At 59.8% G+C, this 4,963-nt stretch carries 3 protein-coding genes; 2 read left to right on the plus strand and 1 reads right to left on the minus strand.

Features of this window, described 5'->3' with window-relative positions; genetic code table 11:
* Positions 1–494 precede the first annotated feature (494 nt).
* Both ACW9HW_RS28680 and ACW9HW_RS28685 read left to right on the plus strand, forming a co-directional pair.
* The gene (locus tag ACW9HW_RS28680; protein ID WP_457402680.1) at positions 495–1,547 is read left to right on the plus strand and encodes a WD40/YVTN/BNR-like repeat-containing protein; all 1,053 of its coding nucleotides are present in this window, start codon (positions 495–497) and stop codon (positions 1,545–1,547) included.
* A gap of 28 nt (positions 1,548–1,575) precedes the next feature.
* Positions 1,576–3,960 (plus strand): efflux RND transporter permease subunit, encoded by a 2,385-nt coding sequence (locus tag ACW9HW_RS28685; RefSeq protein ID WP_095194928.1) that lies wholly within the window; start codon positions 1,576–1,578, stop codon positions 3,958–3,960.
* A 178-nt stretch (positions 3,961–4,138) separates the two neighbouring features.
* Here the strand turns inward: ACW9HW_RS28685 and ACW9HW_RS28690 are convergent, their stop codons facing one another.
* On the minus strand, positions 4,139–4,858 hold the full coding sequence (locus ACW9HW_RS28690) for a FadR/GntR family transcriptional regulator (protein ID WP_170948679.1): 720 nt from the start codon (positions 4,856–4,858) through the stop codon (positions 4,139–4,141).
* Between the last annotated feature and the right edge of the window lie 105 nt (positions 4,859–4,963).

Raw genomic sequence — 4,963 nt, forward strand, 5'->3', positions numbered from 1 at the left:
TAGCGCCGTGCGGCGAAGCCGCACACATCGAGAGGAGGTGCAGCGAAGCAAACCGTAGGCGATGCCCCCTGATGGGCACCGTAGCGAGGGAACACCGAGCCTCAGCGAGGTGCCGTACGCCGGGGCGAAGCCTTTTGGTTCCTTTTTGGCGTTTGAAAAAGGGACTCGCTGTAAGAGCGAAACCATAAGTAGCCGTTACCGCAGCAACGGATATGTACACCGATCACAAAAACCAAAACCAAAACCAAAACCAAAACCCCATCACCCCACCAAATACCCCATCATTCAGCTCCCCCCATACCCCCCACGGTTAACAAAACATAACGCACCGTCGATTGTCAGCCGTCGAAAAACACCGATAGGATAAGCCAGCTTCCGAAGGGGCTCTGGATTGCGGGTTTCAGGACTATGCTCTGAAACAGGTCATCCCGATACGCACCCTTGCGGCGCCCTGAAAGGTTGAATGACCTAACAATAATAAAGGGGGAAGGTCTATGAGTGAGCCTGTCATGGGTGTGGGTATTTGCCGCCCGCCGGCTTTACGCAAATTCGCGTTGCTGGCTACAGCGCTCTCGCTGTTGGGCTGTGCCGTGTGGTCGGCACCTGTGCTGGCGGCTGATGCGCCGGCACCCGACGTTGTTTATTCCGTTGAATCGGCCAAGGCCAGCAAAAGCCTGGTCCTCGATGTCGTGCACGCAGGCAAGCGTCTGGTGGCGGTCGGGGATCGCGGGCATATTCTGTATTCCGATGACCAGGGTACGACCTGGACCCAGGCCAAGGTACCGACCCGGCAACTGCTGACCTCGGTGTTTTTTGTCGATGACAAGCACGGCTGGGCCGTCGGTCATGACGCGCAGATTCTCGCCAGCGAGGACGGTGGCGTCACCTGGACCAAGCAGTTCGAAGATCTGAATCGCGAATCGCCGCTGCTCGACGTCTGGTTCCAGGACGCCAACAGCGGCTTTGCCGTGGGCGCTTACGGTGCGTTGATGGCCACCACCGATGGTGGAAAGAACTGGGAAGACGTCAGCGACCGCCTGGACAACGAAGACCAGTACCACCTCAACGCCATTGCCGCCGTCAAGGACGCCGGGCTGTTCATCGTCGGCGAGCAGGGCAGCATGTTCCGTTCCGCCGATTGGGGCCAGACCTGGGAGAAGCTCGAAGGCCCGTACGAAGGTTCGTTTTTCGGCGTGATCGGCACCGCACAACCCAATACGTTGTTGGCCTATGGCCTGCGCGGCAATCTTTACCGCTCCACGGATTTCGGCAGCAACTGGGAGCAAGTCGAGCTCGAGGCTGAACGCGGTGCCCTGGAGTTCGGTCTGTCCGGCGGCACGCTGCTCGACGACGGTTCCATCGTGATCGTCGGCAACGGCGGTTCGGTGATCAGCAGCAGCGATGACGGACAGACTTTCAGTGTCTTCAACCGCCGGGATCGTATTTCCATCTCTTCGGTGGTCGGTGCAGGAAACGGCAATCTGATTCTGGGTGGACAAGGCGGCGTTCGCGCCACTTCGCCAAACGGCGCGGAGCTGGGCAAATGAGCTACGTTAATAATAAGAAGGCGGGGCTATGACTTCCTTGAGCACTCATCATCAGGACAAGGCGACGTTTCTTGAACGCCTGATTTTCAACAACCGCCCGGCAGTGATCACCATCTGCCTGCTGGTCAGCATCTTCCTGTTCTGGCAGGCGACGCTGATCCGGCCGTCTACCAGCTTCGAAAAAATGATCCCGCTCGAGCATCCGTTCATTCAGAAGATGATGGAGCACCGCAACGATCTGGCGAACCTGGGCAACACCGTGCGGATCTCCGTGGAGGCCACCGACGGCGACATCTTCTCCAAGGAATACATGGAGACCCTGCGCCAGATCAACGACGAAGTGTTCTACATCTCTGGTGTCGACCGCTCCGGCCTCAAGTCGCTGTGGAGTCCGAGCGTGCGCTGGACCGAGGTGACGGAGGAGGGCTTCGCCGGTGGTGAAGTGATCCCGCAGAGCTACAACGGCTCCCAGCAAAGTCTCGACCTGCTGCGCAACAACGTGCTCAAGTCCGGGCAGATCGGGCGGCTGGTGGCCAACGACTTCAAGTCGAGCATCGTCGACATACCGCTGCTGGAGTCCTACCCGGACCCGCAGGACCAGGGCAAGTTGCTGGCGCTGGACTATCGCAAGTTCTCCCACGATCTTGAAGAAAAGATCCGCGACAAATTCGAAGCGCAGAACCCCAACGTCAAGATCCACATCGTCGGTTTCGCCAAGAAGGTCGGCGACCTGATCGATGGCCTGGTGATGGTGGTGATGTTCTTCGGTGTCGCCTTCGTCATCACCCTGATCCTGCTGTACTGGTTCACCAACTGCATGCGCAGTACGGTGGCGGTGTTGAGCACGACGCTGGTGGCGGTGATCTGGCAGCTGGGCCTGATGCACTTCTTCGGTTTCGGCCTGGATCCGTACTCGATGCTGGTGCCGTTCCTGATCTTCGCCATCGGTATTTCCCACGGCGTGCAGAAGATCAACGGTATTGCCCTGCAATCCAGTGAAGCGGACAACGCCCTGACCGCGGCGCGCCGGACGTTCCGTCAACTGTTCCTGCCGGGGATGATCGCGATCCTTGCCGATGCCGTGGGTTTCATCACGCTGCTGATCATCGACATCGGCGTGATCCGTGAGCTGGCCATCGGCGCATCCATCGGCGTGGCGGTGATCGTGTTCACCAACCTGATCCTGCTGCCGGTGGCGATTTCCTACGTCGGCATCAGCAAGCGTGCCGTGGATCGCAGCAAGAAAGACGCGACCCGCGAGCATCCGTTCTGGCGCCTGCTGTCGAATTTTGCCAGCGCGAAAGTCGCTCCGGTCTCGATCCTGTTGGCGTTGATCGCCTTTGGCGGCGGCCTCTGGTACAGCCAGAACCTGAAAATCGGCGACCTCGACCAGGGCGCGCCGGAGCTGCGTCCGGACTCGCGTTACAACAAGGACAACAACTTCATCATCAGCAACTACTCCACCAGCTCCGATGTACTGGTGGTGATGGTCAAGACCAAGTCCGAAGGCTGCTCGCGCTATGAAGCGATGGCGCCGATCGACGAGCTGATGTGGAAGATGCAGAACACCGAGGGCGTGCAGTCGGCGATTTCCCTGGTGACCGTGTCCAAGCAGATGATCAAGGGCATGAACGAGGGCAACCTGAAATGGGAAACCCTGTCGCGTAACCCGGACGTTTTGAACAACTCCATTGCCCGGGCCGATGGCCTGTACAACAACAGCTGCTCCCTGGCGCCGGTACTGGTGTTCCTCAACGATCACAAGGCCGAGACCCTGGATCGCGCGGTGCACGCGGTGCAAGAGTTCGCCAAGGAAAACAACAAGGACGGCCTGGAGTTCATCCTCGCGGCCGGTAACGCCGGGATCGAGGCGGCCACCAACGAGGTGATCAAGAAGTCCGAGTTGACCATCCTGATCCTGGTGTACATCTGCGTGGCGGTCATGTGCATGATCACCTTCCGCTCCTGGGCGGCGACCTTGTGCATCGTGCTGCCGCTGGTGCTGACCTCGGTACTCGGCAACGCCCTGATGGCCTTCATGGGTATCGGCGTGAAGGTCGCGACCCTGCCGGTGGTGGCGTTGGGTGTGGGGATTGGCGTGGACTACGGCATCTACATCTACAGCCGTCTGGAAAGCTTCCTGCGTGCCGGGCTACCGCTGCAAGAGGCGTACTACCAGACGCTCAAGTCCACCGGTAAAGCTGTGTTGTTCACCGGTCTGTGCCTGGCCATCGGCGTGTGCACCTGGATCTTCTCGGCCATCAAGTTCCAGGCCGACATGGGGCTGATGCTGACCTTCATGTTGCTGTGGAACATGTTCGGCGCACTGTGGCTGTTGCCGGCGCTGGCGCGCTTCCTGATCAAGCCGGAGAAACTGGCGGGGCAGAAGGGCAACTCGCTGTTTGCTCACTGATCCACGATCAGAAGCACAAAAGCCGCAACCTCAGGGTTGCGGCTTTTTTACATCTCAAATCCAAACAACATCCCTGTGGGAGCGAGCCTGCTCGCGAAGGCGTAGTGTCAGTCGACAGCAGCATTGACTGAAACACCGCTTTCGCGAGCAGGCTCGCTCCCACAAGGTTATTGGGTGTTTATGAAGGATCGCTGCCCAGCACAACATTCAGCGCACTACGCGCGTCATCCAGTTGCACCAGCGTCGCATGCCGCGCACCCAACGCATCACGATTCTCGATCGCCGTGAGAATCGCCTTGTGCCGTGGCAGCGCCAGTTCATGCAGGTTCGGTCGCTGGTTGGAATGCTTCAACGCTTCGGCAATTGCCACCGAGAGCATGTTGCACAGGTTGGCCAGCAGATCGTTGTGGGTCGCATCGGCGATGCGGCTGTGGAAGTCGAGATCCGGTTGCAGCAAGGCCTCCGGCGTGGGGGCGGCTTCCATGCGTTGGTAGGCTTCACCGATGGACGCGATGTCGGCGTCGGTGGCGAACTGCGCGGCGAGGGCGGCAGCGGCCGGTTCGATGATGCTGCGCACGCTGGTGAGCAAGTCGAAGAACTCATTCTGCGGGCTGCTTTGCATCAGCCAGTGCAGCACATCCGGATCCAGCATGTGCCAGTCCTTGCGCGGCTTGACCACGGTGCCGACCCGAGGACGGGAATACACCAGGCCCTTGGCGACCAGCACCCGCGTGGCTTCGCGCAGGACGGGCCGGCTGACGGCGTATTCCTCGCACAACAGCGCTTCGGCGGGCAGTTTGTCGTCGGGCAGGAAGCGTCCCGAGACGATCTGCATGCCCAGTTCCTGGACGATACGCGAGTGCATGCTTTTGCGGTCGGAGGGTTTGCGGTAATCCATGGGGAGCGACGCGGTCCTGTGCGATGGGGTACCGCGCATGATAACAGGCACGGCGCAATCTTGAGCTGGGTGAAAGGCAAATGTGGGAGCGAGCCTGCTCGCGAA

The sequence above is a fragment of the Pseudomonas sp. SDO5532_S415 genome, assembly GCF_054071155.1.